This window comes from Thalassolituus sp. UBA6592 (assembly GCF_002433655.1).
Taxonomy (GTDB): Bacteria; Pseudomonadota; Gammaproteobacteria; order Pseudomonadales; family Oceanobacteraceae; genus Venatoribacter.
On sequence record NZ_DJIO01000151.1, the window covers coordinates 1 to 19,152 of the forward strand.

Here is a 19,152-nt window from a genome sequence, read left to right on the forward strand (position 1 = left end):
ACCTTCCTGATGTTTATGGAATACGCGCGTAACGCCGTGCGCATGGCGGCACTGATGAAGCAACGCTCCATCTTTGTTTACACCCACGACTCCATCGGTCTGGGTGAAGACGGCCCGACTCACCAGCCGGTTGAACAGGTAGCGAACCTGCGCAACACACCGAACCTGGAAACCTGGCGTCCATGTGACACCGTGGAAACTGCCACTGCGTGGAAAGCTGCCATCGAACGTAAAGACGGCCCAAGCGCCCTGATCTTCTCCCGTCAGGGCCTGCCGCATCAGGCCCGTGACGCTGAGCAGGTTGCTGCTGTAGCCCGTGGTGGTTACATCCTGAAGGACTCCGTTAACCCACAAACAGGCACCCCTGACGCCATCATCATCGCCACCGGTTCTGAAGTAGGCCTGGCGGTTGAAGCGGCTGACGCACTGGCTGGCAAGAAAAACATCCGTGTGGTGTCCATGCCGTGTGCAGAACTGTTCTGCAAACAGGGTGCGGAATACATGGAACAGGTTCTGCCTGCTGCCGTAACGGCCCGCGTTGCGGTTGAAGCGCTGCATAAAGATTACTGGTACAAGTTTGTTGGCTTAAACGGCAAAATCATCGGCATGGAAACCTTCGGTGAATCTGCACCGGCAGGTGAACTGTTCAAAGAGTTCGGCATCACTGCTGATGCTGTGGTTGAAGCGGTTAACAGCCTGGTTTGATCCCTTGTCAGATCACTGGTTAAGTCGCTGATTTTACCAACAGCCAAGATTGCCGGAACTTCGCCGTAACAGGCGGATTTCCGGCAATTTTATTTCTGCTTTAAGCTTTATTTTTTACCAATACCCACCAATACCCGGAATAGCCATGCTAAAAAAACATCAGCTCGAACTGTTAAGTCCCGCCCGTGATGTTGGCATCGCCAAAGAAGCGATTCTGCATGGTGCCGATGCGGTATACATTGGTGGTCCGGGTTTTGGCGCGCGCCATAACGCTGCCAACTCCGTTGCAGATATTGCAGGGCTGGTTGAGTTTGCCCGGCTGTTCCACGCCAAGGTATTCGTTACCTTAAATACCATTCTGCACGACGATGAAGTAGAGCCGGCACGCCAACTGATTCACCAGCTGTACGATGCCGGTATCGATGCCTTAATCGTGCAGGATATGGGTATTCTGGAAATGGATATTCCGCCAATTGAATTACACGCTTCTACCCAGTGTGATATCCGCCGCTTAGAAAAAGCGCAGTTTTTATCTCAGGCCGGTTTCTCGCAGATTGTATTAGCGCGGGAATTAAACCTGAGTGAAATTAAAGCAATCGCCGATACGGTTGATGCTGCAGTCGAGTTTTTTATTCACGGCGCATTGTGTGTGGCCTTCTCCGGCCAGTGCAATATCTCCCATGCTCAGACCGGGCGCAGCGCCAACCGCGGCGACTGCTCCCAGGCCTGTCGCCTGCCCTACACTTTAAAAGACGAAACCGGTGCAGTCATCGCTTACGATAAGCACCTGCTGTCGATGAAAGACAACAACCAGAGCAACAACCTTTCTGCTCTGGTCGATGCCGGTGTGCGCTCGTTTAAAATTGAAGGGCGTTATAAAGACGTCAGCTACGTTAAAAACATTACCGCCCACTATCGCCAGCTGCTGGATGAAATTCTGACTGAACGGCCAGAGCTGGCTCGTGCCTCCAGCGGTTACACTGAGCACTTCTTTGCTCCGAACCCGGATAAAACCTTCCACCGTGGTAGTACGGATTATTTCGTCAGCAAACGCAAAATGGATATCGGTGCTTTTGATTCACCGAAGTTCGTGGGTCTTCCTGTTGGAGAATTAATTGGCGTCAGTAAGGGACAAGACAAGCAGGATCTCACAGTACAGACGGATACAGAGCTGACCAACGGCGATGGCTTAAACGTATTGGTAAAACGCGAAGTCGTTGGCTTCCGCGTAAATAACGTATACCCGCTGGCCGACTTTGATCTGGAAGATGATAACGGCGACATGAAGCACGTCTGGCAGTACCGCGTTGTTGCCAATGAAATGCCGGAAGCATTAAAGAAGCTGCGTTTACCCGCCAGACTGAACCGCAACCTGGATCATAACTGGCAACAGGCACTGCTGAAAAAATCCGCAGAGCGCCGGGTATTAGTGAATTGGGATATTCACAGCTCACAGGAAGCGCTGATAGCCGAAGTTAAAAGCGAAGAAGGCATCAGCGTACGCGTAACCTTAAACGGCCCGTTTGAGGCCGCTAAAGACGCAGAAAAAGCACAGCAACAATTGCAGGATACTTTCTCTAAACTCGGCAACACTATTTACCACGCTGAACAGATCAACATTAATTCTGACGATAGTAACTCTGACGCTGATAACAGCGCATGGTTTATTCCCGGCTCGCAATTAAAGAACCTGCGTCGTGATGCCATAGAACAGTTAACCGTAGCGCGTATTGCACAATATCCGCGCGGTTCACGTAAAGCCGTCAGTGAGCCCGCTCCGGTTTACCCGGACAGCCAGCTGAGCTTCCTCGATAACGTGTACAACGAAAAGGCCCGCGCCTTCTACAAACGCTTTGGTGTGGAGCTGATTGAGCCTGCTTACGAAGCTCATGCGGAACAGGGCGATGTGCCGGTGATGATTACCAAACACTGCCTGCGCTTCTCCTTTAACCTGTGCCCGAAACAGGCCAAGGGGGTCACCGGTGTTATCACCAAAGTGAAAGATATGCAGCTGGTCAGTGATGGCGAAGTGCTGACGCTGAAATTCGATTGCAAGCCGTGCGAGATGCATGTGATTGGTCATATGCGTAACAACATCTTCAACAGCCCCCAACCGGGCAGCGTTGAAAGTGGGGTTGGATTTTATGATCCGGAGAAGCTGATTGCCGTGAGCCGGGATTAATTGCGGTATTTTTCAGTTACCCACCAATTGATGGGGAACGCGCTCCTGCAATAATTCGCCGATCCGAATCATTGCCGGGTGCGTAATGCGCACCAATAACCTTAATGATCTGCATCGTCCGGCTGCACCGGATTCGCGGCTGAAGCCGCTCCTACAGTAATTCGCCGATCCGAATCATTGCAGAGTGCGTGATGCACACCAATATCGTTGATGCGCGTTATATTCTTGCAACACCTATGGTGGGCGGAGCCCACCCTACGGATCTCTCCAAATTTAAACCGCATTTTAATTAAATAACTGGGTTTTCGTAGGGTGGGCTCCGCCCACCAATATTCGTAATATCCGATCCGCAACGTCCGGCTGCGCCGGATTCGCGGCTGAAGCCGCTCCTACAATAAATACCCTATTCACAAACATCGCGGCTGAAGCCGCTCCTACAGAACCGCTCCTACAGAACCGCTCCTACAGCCCCCTACAAAAACCATGCGCATTGATCCTGTTCTGATGATTTTGTATTACCAGAATCCCCATTCAACTCGTTCCACCAATACAAACTCCAACCACGAATAGTCAATATATGCCCTACAACGGCACTCTGTTATTCCCGTCACATTTTGCTGAATTCCCGCGTATCTGCGCCACATTCACCCTTCGGGGTGAAGAATCTTACCTTGTGGTAAAGCGAAAATAGCTTCGGTTTCAGAACTCCCATATAAACGCATGGAGCATTTATGCAACTCAGTAAAATTTTTCTGGCGCTGATGGCGTCTTCGACTCTGGTATTAACCGGATGTGGTGGTGGTGGCGGTTCATCATCCGGCAGCGACACCGAAAACCCAGGCACGCCATCCGGTGGTGACAACAACTCCGGCGGTGACGACAGTGGTGATAACACTTCAGGCGATGGCGGCAATACGCAGCAAGCCAGCTGGTCCACACCGACAGAACTGGAAGATGGCTCTGTTACCGTATCCAAACTGATGGTCGGCGGTAGCGCTAACAAACCGATGATGGCCTATAGCAAAGGCAACAGGCTCTATATTCGCGAGTTCGACGGCAGCAACTGGAGTGACGCTCAAAGTATCACTTCCTACAATGGTACCCACGATATCAGCTGGGCATTCAATGCCAATGGTAAGGCCGTGCTGGCCCTGGAAAACAACGCCACGAATGGAGCCACAGGCCTCACAGAATGCCGCCTGGATTACATCCGCTACAATGGCACTCAATGGGGTAGCTACATCCGTGCACGCCATCTGATCAATCCAAATAATAACTACACCTGCCACAACGTCGATGACCTGAAAATCGCACTGTCAGATGACGACAGCGTTGCCCTGACCTGGAACCGCGGCGACCTTACTGCTAACACAGGCCGCGTTCAGGGCTGTGACAGCACAGATACCTGTGTGACCGATGCAGAACTGTCTCCGCAGACACTGGGCAGCGACTACAAAGCCGTTGCCCTGGGTATGGGCAACGATGGTGAAGGCTACATTCTGAAAATGGAAACCAGTAATTTTGCCTCCAATGCATCCGGGGTTTTTGCCACCGGCTTCTCCGATGGCTACATAGGTTCGTCCACGAGTATCGGTGTATCAAACCACTCTCGATTGGCACGGGTTGCAGTTAACGATGCCACCCACGCACTGGCGCTGTTCAACGACAACAACACACTGCAGGCGCGCTTCAACAACGGTTCAGGCTTTGCGACCAGTGTTGAGTTAGATGACGACCTTGCCGGTGCGAACTACGAGGCTACGCTAGAGGCTTATCTCAGTACCGGCGCAGACTACGGTTTAAGCCTGTGGGTAAATAACTGGACTGATCTGAAAACCAATATTTCAGATGCCGGTTCATTCAGTGCAAGCTCAACAGAACACCCACAGGACAATGATGTAATCCAATCCGTTACCGGTGCCATTAACGATAATGGTAAAGCGGTTATCGTCTGGTTTGGCTATGACCTGGATATGACAAGCGGAATCCCATACGACGGTACCTTATACGCTCGCTTCTACGATGGCAGCGCCTGGCTGGATGTCCAGACCATCGACAGCGATATCGATGTAGCATCGTTCCTCTCGGTTAAAGGTGGTCTGGGTGTTTATCTGGATAATTCTGATGACGTAACGGTTGTTTATAACGCCTACAAAGATACGCAATTAACGACTGAACCTAAAACGTTTTATACACGCCGGGTAATCGATTGATTATCTACTGTAAAAACTGAAAACATCAGGCACTGATACAGTGCCTGTCAGGTACATAGCCTGACTTTTTTAAGAGGTATTAAGGATAATATCTCGGTATGGATACCTCTTAGCATGGATGCTTCTCTCTGAATAATAAAAAATCCACTGAAATTCAGCGGCTTTTTTAATGAAAAATATTCCAATTTTTAAAAACCTCATAATTAAAATTAATTTCACCCATCAGGGTGAAGATTTAATTTCCTCAGGAACGAAAATAGCAAACAGGGCTAATCAACAAAAAACATGGAGAGATTATGAAATTCGACAACCTTCTGCTGACGCTTCTTGCGTCTTCGACTCTGGTATTAACTGGCTGCGGTGGCGGCTCGTCCTCGGGCGGATCATCTTCCGGTGATTTACCGGACACCAACAATACACCTGTCGACCCGACACCAGGTGACAGCACTGGTGATTCCGGAAGCAATGATGGCGACAACTCCTCGGGTGACAGCAGCACAGATGATGACAGCAGCACAGATGATGACAGCAGCACCAGCCTGCCACAGACCAGCTGGTCAACACCGGAATCCCTGGCCGATGGTTCTGTAACCGTTAACAATCTGCATCTCAGTGGGGCAGCAAATAAACCAATACTTTTATACACCAATGGTGATCAATTGCTGGCCCGCGAATTTGATGGCAGCAACTGGAATTCCGGTACCCTGTTCGGTAGTTATATCAACGTCAGCAATACAACGATGGCCACCAATGCTAATGGTAAAGCTGTGGTGGCGGATACCTATATGGATACCAACTACTGGACTCAGTATACTGAGTGCCACATCCGTTATTTCCGCTATGACGGAACAAACTGGCTCGGCTACCATTCCAAAGCCCGTTCCTTGAGACAATCCGGCGCCAACTATAGCTGCAACAACATAGATAATCTGCTTGTGGATCTGTCAGACGACGGCCGGGTTTCTCTGTCTTTCTGGCGCGCTGATGATAATACTGGCCGACTGCAGTCATGTAACGGTTCAGATAGTTGTCTTAACCCTGCCCTGAATCCGGCGATCTCGTTCGGTGCTAAAGAGATCGTCGCCCTGGGATCGGCGAATGATGGTGACAGTCAGATTCTTTTACTCGACTCAGATGACGCCAGCTCTTTCAGCTCAAGCCTCTATATGTCGACATTAACGGACGGTGTTCCGGGTTCACAGCGCGTTCTTGCTGGCTCGTCGGGTGCCACAGGTACAGGCGCAGCAACCATGGCTGTCAACGATGCCAACCATGCTCTGGTGTTGCACATCGATGGCAATACTCTGGAGAGCAGTTTTAATAATGGCGCCGGTTTTGCTGCCTCGGTCAACCTGGATACTAATCTTTCAGCTTCTGCCCCCATCCGCAATTACCTGAGTTCCGGTGCGGACTACGGTCTGAGCATCTGGGAGAAAAGTAACTCGCTGTTCACCAGTATTTCAGATGCCGGTTCTTTTGGCAGCGCCACTCAAAGCACAAACAGCCAAAGCTACATTACCGGAGCTACAGGCACCATCAACGATAATGGCAAAGCTGTTAAAGTCTGGGTAGGTTACGATGATGCTCCCGCAGGAAGCTCTGTCAGCACCGGCACCTTATACTCACGTTTTTATGATGGCAGCCAATGGCTGGCTGTACAGACCATCGACACTGGCATCAACGTAGAAAATCATCAGATCATAAAAGGCGGCCTTGGCGTTTATCTGGATAACTCTGATGATGTTACCGTTGCCTACACTGCTTATAAAGACGGCCAGGCAAACAACGAACCACAGCTGTTTTTCTCGCGTCGGGTGATTGACTGAATCAGGACAAGAACCTTAAAAATCAGGAGCTGACGCAGCTCCTGCCAGACGGTTCGCCTGACTTTTTTAAGAGGTATTAAGGATAATATTTCGGTATGGATACCTCTTAGCATAGATGTTTCTCTCTGAATAATAAAAAAGCCGATGAAATTAAGCGGCTTTTTTATTGAAAAATATTCCAATTTCTAAAAACTTCATAATTAAAATAAATTTCACCCATCCGGGTGAAGATTTAATTTCCTCATGAACGAAAATAACAAAAAGGGCCAATCAACAATAAACATGGAGAGATTATGAAATTCCACAACATTCTGCTGACACTTCTTGCGTCTTCGACTATTGTATTAACCGGCTGCGGTGGCGGCTCTTCCTCAGGCGGATCATCTTCCGGTGATTTACCGGATACCAACAATACACCTGTCGACCCGGCACCAGGCGACAGCACTGGTGATTCCGGAAGCAATGATGGCGACAACGGCGGTACTGATGATTCAAATGATGATGCGGTTCTGGATCCTCAGGTGTCTGATCAGAGCTGGAGCGCCGGCGATGATGAAATGATCGATATGATCTGGCCTTACGCTGACATTGAGAGCGAAGCGCCTTTGTATTTGCTTAAACACACCAGTAGTGGCGCGAAAATCATGAAAGGTAAACCGGCCACATCAACAGAAAGTGCCGAAGATTTTGCTGAAGTACTGTCCTTCACGGGTAATACAGTAGGTGCTATCGAAGCTTATCGCTTTATTGATGCCAACGGTCAGCCAGACAGATTAATTTATACCTGCGATAACAGCTCCGGTACTTCCAGCATTAATATTTATAAAGAATCGGATTTCGGCGCAACACCTGCGTCTTTACCTCTTTATAATTACTATCCGCTAGGTGCTGCTAACGTACGCTGGGACATCTCCAACTGTGACTCATTATCAATTGGCGCAGCCACCGTTAGTACATCCGGATTTTCAGTGACATTGATTGTCGGCGGTATCGGAGGTGAGCAGATTACAACGGCCAACTTCTATCAGGTCGCTAAGGCGGAAATCGCTTTTAACATTAATGCGGGCGGAAGCATTACCACTGGAACCTACGCGGGCCTGCCAACACGAATCAACAAATACGATGCGAACAACAACGACATACAGGCGGTACACGCCTTAGATGGTAATTCAGCTATTGTTGCTTTTACAGCTCCGGCAAATAGTCAGAACCGGGTTCACCTGACACGGGACGCTGGCAGCGATATCAACCTTGTTATCAGCGGTGAGAATAAATTCGATGGCACGACCAGCCTGTGGGATGTGAAGGATATTCATGTGTGGAAAAAATCCGCTACCGATGCCCGTGTGTACATGACATCACCTGCCGGTGGCTCATTTCTTATAAGCTATAACCCGACAAATTTAACCAAGAACGGTGACCATACATTTACCTCGGGTGATATTCAGCACTGTGGCGATGTGATTACCGGCTTCCGTAGCCCTGCAACCAGCGGCACACTCTGGTGTCAGGACAGTACTGACGCTGCTGAAATCCTGGAATTCACCGCACCGGATATGCCGGCTCTGTAACCGGTTACGACATAAAAACCGGAATAAAGACTGGAAAGAAAAAAGGCGATGATTTCATCGCCTTTTTTATTTGCTTGCAATGAGCGGGAAAAACTGAAGATTAATTCCTGTATTTCAGTCATTGCAGTCCGCCATGGTGGGCAAGCCCACCAATACCCGCAATGATCCGTAATGTCCGGCTTCGCCGGATTCGCGGCTGAAGCCGCTCCTACAATTAAATCTACGCCCCGAATCATTGTAGTGTGTGCAATGCGCACCAAGAAACGTAATGATCCGGCAACGCCGGATTCTCGGGTGACCCCACTCCTACAATGAATCGCCGTAATTGGAATCACAGGTTTGTTGTGGGAGGTGCTTCAGCTCCGATGGCCGCAGGCCTATTCTGTTTTTCGCGGCTGAAGCCGCTCCTACAAAAGCACTGCAGTCCATTGCACACCTTCGCGGCTAAAGCCGCTCCTACAAATACACCGTAGTCAATTACACATCTTCGCGGCTGGACCCGCCCATACAATTCAATCTGCGATCTGAATCATTGCAGGGCGCGCAATGCGCACCAAGAACCGTAATGATCCGGCACGCCGGATTCGTGGGTGAACCCACTCCTACAATGAATCGCCGTAATTGGAATCACAGGTTTGTTGTAGGAGGTGCTTTAGCTCCGATGGCCGCAGGCCTATTCTGTTTTTCGCGGCTGAAGCCACTCCTACAAAAGCACTGCAGTCCATTGCACACCTTCGCGGCTGAAGCCGCTCCTACAAATACACTGCAGCCCATTCCACATCTTCGCGCTGGACCCGCCCCTACAATTCAATCTGCGATCCGAATCATTGCAGGGCGCGCCAGGCTACCTGCCTATTTACTTACTTCTGCGCCTGCAACCAACCCAGCAGCTGAGCGCGTTCATCGTCTGTCATAGCGGTGATGTTACCCAGCGGCATATAGTTGGTCTGCAGTGCGCTGATCATACGATCTTTGTACTGCAGCAGATGTGCTTCATCTTCCAGCATGATCCCCGCCGGTGCGGTTTTAAACATATCGCTGGTCGGTGCAGCTGCATGGCATTCTGCACAACGCAGGTGGGTGATATGCAGTGCCTGATCTGTGTTGATGACGCTGCCTGTGGTCGCCACGGGTTTTGGTGCCATCCATACCGCCAGACCAATGGTCAGCAGCAACGCCACAATCAGATAGCCCGGTTTAGTGCCTGCGCCCTGAGTTTTCAGGTTAAGGAAGTGACGGATCAGACCCGTGATAACACCAATCGCTGCCAGCACCAGCCAGGCATTCTCATGACCATAGGTCATTGGGTAGTGGTTACTGATCATAATAAAGACCAGTGGCAGGGTCAGATAGTTATTGTGTGTTGAGCGCAGTTTGGCCATTAAGGCAAAACGCGCTTCCGGCGGCACACCAGCTTCTACCGCACGCACTAATTCGCGCTGCGACGGCATAATACCGAGGAATACGTTACCGGCCATAATGCTGCCGATTAATGCACCAACATGAATATAGGCCGCACGGTCAGCAAACAGCTGATCTGCCAGCCAGGCGGCAAATACCAGAATCACAAACAGAACGATGGCAAAGCCTTTGTTGCTGTTACGCAGTGGTGATTTGAGCAGAATTTCATAAATCGCAAAGCCACCAGCCAGATACAGCAGACTGGTACCGATAGCGGCCATCTGGCTGAAATCGACTTTAGCAGGATCAATCAGATACTGGTTCGCACCCCAGTAATACATCACTGTCAGCAGTGAGAAACCGGTCAGCCAGGTGGTATAAGCTTCCCACTTAAACCAGTGCAGATTGGCTGGCATGGCCTGTGGCCCGAGTTTGTATTTCACTACCTCATAAAAACCACCACCATGAATGGCAGATAACTGGCCTTTAATGCCTTTGGCTTCGTTTTCTGCTGATGGTTTTTCCAGGCTCAGGTCGAGCCAGACGAAATAAAATGAAGCACCAATCCAGGCGATGCCCGCCAGCACATGGAACCAGCGTAAAAACAGATTCAGCCAGTCAAAAATATAACCTTCCATTAATGGGCCCCCGCCAATTTGGATTTATCCTGTTGCTTGCTCCAGACCTGCTGGCCAGCCACAAAGGTTTCGCTTACCGCCCGGTCATCGCCAAGGATCATCAGGCTGAACAGAGTTTCGTCGATGTCTTTACAGATCGACTGGCGACGTTTCATCAGATCGGTACCGGCCAGATCGAAGACCACAAAATCTGCTTCTTTACCCGCTTCAAAGTTACCGATTTTATCGTCCAGTGACAGCGCTTTGGCATTACCCAGCGTCATCATATAAAACGCCCGCTGCGCGGATAAATTACTGCCGCGCAGCTGACAGACTTTGTAGGCTTCATTCATGGTCTGCAGCATCGAGAAACTGGTACCACCGCCAACGTCTGTTGCCACGCTGACTTCCACCGCTGCCGGCTGGTCATCCAGTTTGAATAAACCGCTGCCGATAAACAGGTTAGAGGTCGGACAGAAAGAAATTTTACTGCCGCTTTCATTCATACGGCGGTAGTCGTCATCTTCCAGATAAATGCAGTGAGCAAAAATACTGCGCTCACCCAGCAGGCCATACTGATCGTAAACATCCAGGTAGCTTTTGCTCTGCGGGAACAGCTCCTGCACAAAGGCCACTTCGTCTTTGTTTTCTGCCAGATGGGTCTGCATATACACACCCGGATTGTCTGCCAGCAGTTTACCGGCAGCAGCTAACTGTTCCGGCGTGGAGGTGATGGCAAAACGTGGCGTAATGGCATACAGCTGGCGGCCTTTACCATGCCAGCTGTCGATCAGTGCCTGAGTATCGGCAACGGATGACTCCACGGTATCGCACAGATCTTCCGGTGCGTTACGGTCCATCATCACTTTGCCGCAGATCATACGGGTATTGCGCTTTTCACTGGCATTAAAGAACGCATCCACTGAGCCTTTATGCACAGTGCCGAATACCAGCGCGGTGGTAGTACCGTTCTTCAGCAGTTCGTTGAGGAAAAACTCAGCCGTTTCTTCTGCCACTTCCGGATTGGCAAACGCCAGTTCGGTCGGAAAGGTATAGTTATTCAGCCAATCCAGCAGCTGTGTGCCGTAAGAGGCGATCACATCGACCTGAGGATAGTGAATATGAGTATCGATCAGACCCGGCATAATCAGGGAATTCTGATAGCTGGTAATATCCAGACCTTTGAACTGCTGCAGCATTTCATCGGCTTTGCCACAGGCCTGAACGGTGCCGGATTCGGTATCCACAACCAGAATACCGTCATCAAAATAACAGGGGGTATTTTCGTCAAGGTAGTGCAATACCCGCCCGTGATAACCTTTTAATGTCATAAGCCGCTCACATTGAAATATCTATCTGCCAGTCATCCGGAAAGAAGAACTCTTCCAGATTATTGCCCGGGCCCATACGGTCGACGATCCAGAAATCGCTGACTTTATTGATTGCCAGTAACGGGTGATGCCAGCAGTTTGCCGGATAATTCACACCTTCACCCTGCGCCACAAACAACTTAAACGTGGCCGGATCCGGTTCTTCTTTGCCATTAACCTCATGACTGAGGCACACCAGCACCAGATACGGTTCGTCTGAAGCCGGCAGAAACGCCTGACTGCCCAGAGGATGACGTTCCATCATTCTGATGTTCATCGGCAGTGTGCGTGGCTGGCCACGGAAAATACTGAGTATGCCCTGCCCCTGCTGTTCATCAGGGCCAACGGTCACATTACCCAGACGGTGATAACGCTCGGTATTACCGTCGTTAATCATGATCGGCGTGTTATGTGCGCTGATCAGCTCGCCATAAGGCGCAAAATTTTCAGCGCTGATCACTTCCGGAGTCAGAGTTAATTTCATACTCAGGAACCCCGGTAAGTGGAAAAGCTGTTCGCTGCCAACAACAGCGGAATATGGTAATGCTCATCCGGTGCGTCAATTTCAAACAGCAGCTCTACCTGCGGATACAGAGTTTTAATGCCCTGCGCGGCGTAGTAGCTGCCAGTAGCGAATTCAACTTTGTACAGGCCGGCTTCACGCTTCTGATCGCCTAACCAGTCGGTGATACGACCATCGTCGTTGGTTTTTGCCGCCGCCATCAACTGCCAGTCAGGTGCACTGACGTCACCGCTGGCAGATTTAAACAGACGCACTTCAACATCCACCGCCGGACGGCCACGCTGACTATCCAGAATGTGAGTTGTAATAACGCTCTTAGTCATACCGCCTCCTACTGTGCCAGGCCGAGAATTTTCTTAATCCGCAGATCGGTAATCATCATCTGATTTTCTGCGGCATTACGGATTTCCTGCTCACGGCTATTAGGAAGACGCTGCTGCAGTAAATCCAGCATCTGCGCTGCGGATTTACCGGTAGCAAAGACAATAAAGATAAAGCCAAATTTCTCTTCATAGTCGGTATTGCCCTGCGCCAACGCCTGCAATACATCTTCCGCCGCTTCCTGAGCACCGCTCTGCTCGTTAGCTGCAATGGCTTTGGTATTGGCGTATTTTGCGCGCAGTGAATCCACATCACCGATTTTCGGGTGGGCGGTAAAGGCCTGCAGAAAATCAGGCTCTTCCATGGTCCACCAGAATTCATCGGCTTTTTTCAGCAGCTCATCAACGGACGCATAAGGGCGTCCGTTAACTATTTTTTCTACCCAGCGTTCTGCCGCACAGCAGCTGGTGAAGGTCTCTGTGGCTTTTTCCGCTGAAAGATTATTCAGTTCGTCGAGTGTCATAGTTACCTTTCCCCTGAACGCTTACTTGAGAAAACCGAACACACGCAGACGGCTGATACCACCATCCGGGAACATGTTCAGCTTAATATGGGTAAAGGTCTGATCGCCGCTGAGCACTTCATCTTTGTAGAAATGTTCAGCATCGGCCGTCAGCTTGTGGCGTTCGGTGATTGGCTGCCAGTCGGCATTTTCATCCGGGTGCTGACCTTCCGGCATGGTAATGCCCATCAGCGAGAAGCTTTCCGGGAAGTTACCTTTAAAGTGCGCGGTATCGACGACGATTTTTTTCACGCTGCCGGTACCGGCCAGTTTGACAATAATCCAGTCGCATTCGCGGCCACCACGACGACGTTTGGTTTCCCAGCCATCCCCCATGTTTACGCCACGGTCCGGCATAATCAGGTTGGTCATGGAGCTGAAGAACATATCGCTGCACTGAATCGGGCGCGCACCGTTTTTAACGAACGCCAGATCCACAGGCTCACCCGGCAGGAACCAGTCCGGGTCCATTACCGCTTCACCATAAACACGCAGACGGGCGACACCACCGTCCGGGAAAATATTCAGACGCAGATGTGTCCAAACGCCTTCGGATGCACAATCAATAAAGTTATTGCTGTCCGGCTGAACGTCCTGCTGTGGAATAATCATGGTCCACTCAGTGTTTTCGTCCGGTGCGGTTTTGCTGTTACAGGCTTCAATGGATACCTGCTTAGGCGCGTTACCGGCAAAGTGCGTAGTGTTGACGTTAAAGCCTTTGATACGGCCCTGGGCACCCAGCTTGAGTACCGCCCAGTCGTAACCAACAACACGCTTACGGCGGCTTTCCCAGCCATCCATCCATTTACCGCGATCGGTGTATTTGTCGGCGATAAATACCGGTGCTTCCGGTTTAATCAGGTTTTCCATTTCAGCGAAGAAATCATCGCTGCATGCCAGTACCTGACCGCCCAGCTTACGGCCCGCCAGATCGACCCACTCGGTGTATGGATGTTGTTCTTTGTTGTGCATAGTTGTTCTCTTAATTTTTTTCCGTCAGCGCGGCAGCAGAGTCTGCCGTCTGATGTGCATTGTTTGTTGCCTGCTCTGTCGCCTCAAAGCCATGTTTGAGCTGGCGCCAGTTCAGGCCTTTTCTTCTTGCTGCACTGGCGTCCGCAGCCGACGTTGCCGATGATTCCGCCGTGTGACGGGCGAGCAGCTGAGCTGCAATGGAGACGGCAACCTCCATAGGTAACTTGCCACCCACCTCAGGAATGCCGATCGGCATGGTAAGGCGGGCAAATTCTGCCTCAGTAAAGCCTGCATGTGTGAGGCGCATGGTGAAACGTTCTGTCTTGGTAGCGGAACCGATACAACCGGTAAAACGGAAGTCATCGCGTTGCAGCGCTGCCTGCAGTAAATCGTAGTCCAGCTGATGATTATGAGTAAGAATAATCAGCTCACTGCCCGCGGGCAGGCGGGCAATAATATCCACCGGATTGTCCATTAACTGACAATCGATATTAGCGGCCAGATCGGCAGCATCCGGAAACTGGTCGGCGCGATTGTCCACCCAAATCACCGGCTGAGGTAATCCGCCGAGAATCTGCATCAAAGCTTTTGCCACGTGCCCGGCACCAAACACCACAATCGGCTGCTGCGCCAGACAGAAGACTTCCAGCAGCACAGACACACTGCCGCCGCAGCACTGTCCGGCTTTGGCCGCCAGCGGAATTTTCTCAATCTGTTGCAGTGAGTGCTGGCTGCCGGCGTTATCCAGCAGCAGCTGACGGGCTTTATTGACCAGCTGAAATTCCAGCTGGCCGCCGCCTAAGGTGTCGAACTGATCGTCCGCCGTAATCACCATTTTGGCACCGGGATCACGCGGCACCGAACCGGCACTGCCCATGACCGTGGCAATCACATAGGACTGCCCTTTCTGTTGGCATTGGTTAATGGCTTCAAACCAGCGGACAAATTTCATCGCAGCAATTCCTCTGTCGTTGTCAGTCAGACCCTGTTATTCCGCTGCCTGGCAAGCCATTACAGCATTCAGGATGCGCTCCGGTGTGGCCGGGGTATCCAGCTGCGGGCTGACTTTATAGTCGCTCACACTGGCCACGGCATCACGCAACGCACAGAACACGGCGATGCCATGCATCAGTGGAGGCTCACCCACTGCTTTGGAATGGTAAATGGTGTCCGCTGCCGCAGGACGGTCAAACAGCTCGACGTTAAAGACTTCAGGAATATCCACCGAGGTCGGGATTTTGTAAGTCGCCGCAGACGCGGAAGACAGACGGCCCTGGTTATCCCACAGCAGTTCTTCACTGGTCAGCCAGCCGGTACCCTGTACAAACGCACCTTCCACCTGGCCGATATCAATGGCCGGGTTCAGTGAATTACCCACGTCATGCAGAATGTCCGCGCGCAGGATTTTGTATTCACCGGTTAAGGTATCAATTTCCACTTCAGCGCAGGTCGCACCGAAGGCGTAATACAGGAATGGTTTACCGCGCTCCGCTTTCGGATCGTAATGAATTTCCGGTGTTTTATAGAAACCTGTGGTCGACAGCGACACACGGTTTACATAAGCCAGATTGACAAACTCAGCGAAGGATACCCAGTCTTCCTGGCCATCATCACCGGTCACCACGATGTGGTTATTTTCAAAACGGACGGCGTCGCCTGCGACTTTAAAGTAATCCACAGCAAAATCGACCAGACGTTTCTTCAGCGTAATACAGGCATTCTGTGCTGCTTTACCGTTGAGGTCGGTACCGGAAGATGCCGCCGTTGCCGAGGTGTTCGGCACCTTATCTGTGGTGGTGGCACTGACGCGCACCATATCCACATCCACAGCAAATTCATTGGCAACAACCTGAGCCACTTTGGTGTACAGGCCCTGACCCATTTCCGTACCACCGTGGTTCAGGTGAATGGAACCGTCGGTGTAAATATGTACCAGCGCACCGGCCTGGTTGAGGAAGGTGGTGGTAAAAGAAATACCAAAACGTACCGGCGTTAATGCCAGACCTCGTTTTTTCCACGGGCTGGTTTTATTGAACGCTGCGATGTCTTCACGGCGTTTACGGTAGTCGCAGTTGTTCTCCAGCGTTTCGATCAGTTCCGGCAGATAAAAATCTTCGATCGGCTGACCGTAATGGGTCTGCTCACCTTCTTTGTAGTAATTCAGTTTACGTACATCGAGCGGATCTTTACCCACTTTGCGGGCAATATCATCCAGCATGCATTCCGCCAGAATCATCCCCTGCGGACCACCAAAACCACGGAACGCCGTGTTGGATACCGTGTTGGTACGACAGCGGTGACCAATCACCCGGCAGTCGTGCAGGTTGTAAGCGTTATCGACGTGGAACATGGCGCGGTCGGTAATGGAGTCTGACAGGTCAGCGGAATAACCACAGAAGCTGGCCAGCTCAATATCGGCACCCTGAATACGGCCTTCATCATCAAAACCGATTTTAAAGCGGTTAAGGAAATCGTGGCGTTTACCGGTCAGTACCATATCGTCCTGACGGTCGAGACGCATTTTCACCGGACGGTTCAGGCGTGTGGCAAACACCGCCGCCAGACAGGCCCACTGCGCTGCCTGAGTTTCTTTGCCGCCAAAACCACCACCCATACGGCGTACTTCTGCCTGCACGTGGTTGATCGGCACATCCAGAACTTCCGCCACCAGCTTCTGCACTTCCGACGGATGCTGGGTAGAACACAGCACTTTCATGCTGCCATCTTCACCCGGAATGGCGTAGCTGATCTGAGTTTCCAGATAAAACTGCTCCTGGCCGCGCACATACATCTCGCCGGACAGGGTATTGGCTGCAGCACTAAGTGCATTCTCGACGTCACCTTCCACCATGGTGTGGGTCGGGTTCACGAACGAATCGCGCTTAAGTGCTTCTTTTACAGAAAGAATCGGTTCTTCCTGCTGGTATTCAACCACGGCAGCATTCACTGCGCGTTTGGCCTGATCAAAGGTTTCGGCCACCACAGCAAAAATTGCCTGGCCGTAAAAATCCACGCGGCCATTGGCGAGAATCAGATCACCGGTAAAAGCCGGACTGATATCAATATCGCCGGGCACGTCATCAACGGTGATCACATCGACCACACCTGGGGATGCCCACACACCGGACAGATCCAGTTTGGTAATCAGACCGCAGTTAATGGTGCTTTTGCCCGCTACAGCATGCAGGGTTCCGGCAATTTCCGGTACGTCGTCGATATAGACTGCAGTACCTAATACGTGTTTTTCGGCACTTTCGTGGGCCAGTTCTTTACCGGATTTACCTTTAGGCGGACGCTGACGGCGCTGTTCCCAGGGAGTGACTTTTGACGATGTAAAACTCATGCGGCATCTCCCTTCTGATTCATCTCAATAAAGGCTTTGGTTAACAGGTTTTTGGTCACCTGAATGCGATAGGTATCCGATGCGCGTACATCAGAAATTGGCTGGTAATCTTCGCCAATGCATTCAGCCGCCTGGGTAAAGGTATCCAGCGTGAATGGCTTACCGCTTAAGGCGGCGCTGGTTTTCTCACCGATTAACGGCGTTGCGGCCATACCACCACAGGCCAGACGGGCAGTTTCAATCACACCGTCGGTAATCTTCAGATACAGAGCAAACATCACGGCAGAAATATCATCGTCGTAACGCTTACTGATTTTATAAGTGATCAGAGTTTCTTCTGCGCTGAGCTGACTCAGCTTAATGCCGCGCAGGTATTCACCCGGCTGCATCACAGTCTGTTTATAGCCCAGATAAAAATCTTTTACCGGGACTTCACGGCGCCCGTTTATGCCGTCGATTTCCAACGTCGCTGCAAGAGCTAAAAAAACGGGCGGGGTATCACCAATCGGCGAAGCGTTGGCGATATTCCCGCCCAAAGTGCCCATATTGCGGATCTGGCGCGAGCCGATCCGGTGCAATAGCTGAGCAAACGAAGGAAAAGGTTCAGCAAGCTCAGTTTCAGCCTGACTGAATGTGACACAGGCGCCCAGCCAAAGCGGGTCGCCCATATCCTGGCCACGGGTACATGCGGCCAGTTCGGGGATGCGGTTGACACAGATAATGGTGTCAAACTGCGCAAAACGTTGGGTTACTTCCAGGCCGATATCCGTACCGCCCGCCCACAGGCGTGCATGCGGATAAGCCTTAAGCAGCGCTTTCAGCTGCTCTTCGGTGTATGGCATAAACAGACGGCGGCCATCTTTATATTGCAGAGGCTCAGGGCTGTTCGTCGCAGTGTCAGGATCAAAGGTCTGCACACCGGCGCGGGCAGAAATCTCAGCGACGTCGACTTTTGGCAGCTCTGCCATCTTTTTCGCCGCATCAATGATCGGGCGGTAGCCAGTACAGCGGCACAGGTTACCGGACAGTGCTGCATGAATTTCTTGGTCAGTCAGCGCCTGCTTTTCATTAATGCAGGCGTTCTGATACAGGTTGGCCATGGACATAATAAAGCCCGGCGTGCAGAAGCCACACTGGGAGCCGTGAGTCTCAACCATGGCCTGTTGCGCAGGATGCAGAGCACCTGGCTTACCAATACCGGACGGTGTCAGCAGGTAGCGGTTATGCAGGTTGGCCATCAGCGCAATACAGGCATTCAGGGTACGGTATTCAATACCGTGCTCCGTCATTTCCCCCAGCATTACGGTGCATGCACCACAATCACCAGCGGCACAGCCTTCTTTTACGTCAAATTGCCCCACTTCGGTGCGCAAATATTTTAGAATGGTACACGCTGGATCAATATCTGCGTTTTCAATCCAGCGCCCATTTAAGTTAAATCTGATCACGGTAACACCTGTTTTCTGGCTAGATGCGGCTGCCCCTGCTGCCCTGAAGGCCAGCAGCGCCAACGCTTTAGTTAGTGTTGGGATTTTTCTGTGGGGAG

The 19,152-nt window shown here is 51.2% G+C and carries 14 protein-coding genes; 5 read left to right on the forward strand and 9 right to left on the reverse strand.

Annotated elements, in window-relative coordinates:
• The 5 genes from B2Z72_RS15170 to B2Z72_RS15190 form a co-directional block, all read left to right on the forward strand.
• Window positions 1-705 (forward strand): transketolase-like TK C-terminal-containing protein (locus B2Z72_RS15170; RefSeq protein ID WP_297005223.1); only part of this gene is annotated, 705 nt, incomplete at its 5' end.
• A 145-nt stretch (window positions 706-850) separates the two neighbouring features.
• Entirely contained in the window at window positions 851-2,887 is a 2,037-nt protein-coding gene (locus B2Z72_RS15175; RefSeq protein ID WP_296980219.1) for a peptidase U32 family protein, read from the forward strand.
• A 731-nt stretch (window positions 2,888-3,618) separates the two neighbouring features.
• Entirely contained in the window at window positions 3,619-5,100 is a 1,482-nt protein-coding gene (locus B2Z72_RS15180; RefSeq protein WP_296980217.1) for a hypothetical protein, read from the forward strand.
• Window positions 5,101-5,396: 296 nt separating this feature from the next.
• Window positions 5,397-6,926, forward strand: a complete 1,530-nt coding sequence (locus tag B2Z72_RS15185) for a hypothetical protein (protein WP_296980216.1) — start codon at window positions 5,397-5,399, stop codon at window positions 6,924-6,926.
• 293 nt (window positions 6,927-7,219) lie between these two features.
• Window positions 7,220-8,497: a hypothetical protein gene (locus B2Z72_RS15190; RefSeq protein WP_296980214.1), complete on the forward strand. Its 1,278-nt coding sequence runs from the start codon at window positions 7,220-7,222 to the stop codon at window positions 8,495-8,497.
• Between the two features lie 860 nt (window positions 8,498-9,357).
• On the opposite strand, the gene B2Z72_RS15195 is transcribed toward B2Z72_RS15190, so the two are convergent.
• From B2Z72_RS15195 to xdhA, 9 genes are read right to left on the reverse strand one after another with little or no spacing between them, the layout of a single operon-like run.
• Window positions 9,358-10,536 carry a urate hydroxylase PuuD gene (locus B2Z72_RS15195; RefSeq protein ID WP_296980211.1) on the reverse strand — a complete coding sequence of 393 codons (1,179 nt, stop codon included), beginning with the start codon at window positions 10,534-10,536 and terminating at the stop codon, window positions 9,358-9,360.
• Entirely contained in the window at window positions 10,536-11,846 is a 1,311-nt protein-coding gene (gene guaD / locus B2Z72_RS15200) for a guanine deaminase (RefSeq protein ID WP_296980209.1), read from the reverse strand. Before guaD ends, B2Z72_RS15195 begins: the two co-directional genes overlap by 1 nt.
• 7 nt (window positions 11,847-11,853) lie before the next feature.
• The gene (locus tag B2Z72_RS15205; RefSeq protein ID WP_296980207.1) at window positions 11,854-12,369 is read right to left on the reverse strand and encodes an ureidoglycolate lyase; all 516 of its coding nucleotides are present in this window, start codon (window positions 12,367-12,369) and stop codon (window positions 11,854-11,856) included.
• 2 nt (window positions 12,370-12,371) lie between these two features.
• Window positions 12,372-12,731 (reverse strand): hydroxyisourate hydrolase, encoded by a 360-nt coding sequence (uraH, locus tag B2Z72_RS15210; protein WP_296980205.1) that lies wholly within the window; start codon window positions 12,729-12,731, stop codon window positions 12,372-12,374.
• Window positions 12,732-12,739: 8 nt separating this feature from the next.
• Window positions 12,740-13,252, reverse strand: a complete 513-nt coding sequence (uraD, locus tag B2Z72_RS15215; RefSeq protein WP_296980203.1) for a 2-oxo-4-hydroxy-4-carboxy-5-ureidoimidazoline decarboxylase — start codon at window positions 13,250-13,252, stop codon at window positions 12,740-12,742.
• A 21-nt stretch (window positions 13,253-13,273) separates the two neighbouring features.
• A complete protein-coding gene (alc, locus tag B2Z72_RS15220; RefSeq protein WP_296980200.1) occupies window positions 13,274-14,263 on the reverse strand; it encodes an allantoicase in 990 nt (329 codons plus the stop codon).
• A gap of 10 nt (window positions 14,264-14,273) precedes the next feature.
• On the reverse strand, window positions 14,274-15,215 hold the full coding sequence (gene xdhC, locus B2Z72_RS15225; RefSeq protein ID WP_296980197.1) for a xanthine dehydrogenase accessory protein XdhC: 942 nt from the start codon (window positions 15,213-15,215) through the stop codon (window positions 14,274-14,276).
• Window positions 15,216-15,251: 36 nt separating this feature from the next.
• Window positions 15,252-17,606, reverse strand: a complete 2,355-nt coding sequence (gene xdhB / locus B2Z72_RS15230; protein WP_297005225.1) for a xanthine dehydrogenase molybdopterin binding subunit — start codon at window positions 17,604-17,606, stop codon at window positions 15,252-15,254.
• Entirely contained in the window at window positions 17,603-19,054 is a 1,452-nt protein-coding gene (gene xdhA, locus B2Z72_RS15235) for a xanthine dehydrogenase small subunit (RefSeq protein ID WP_296980191.1), read from the reverse strand. The genes xdhB and xdhA overlap by 4 nt, the downstream gene beginning before the upstream one ends.
• Between the last annotated feature and the right edge of the window lie 98 nt (window positions 19,055-19,152).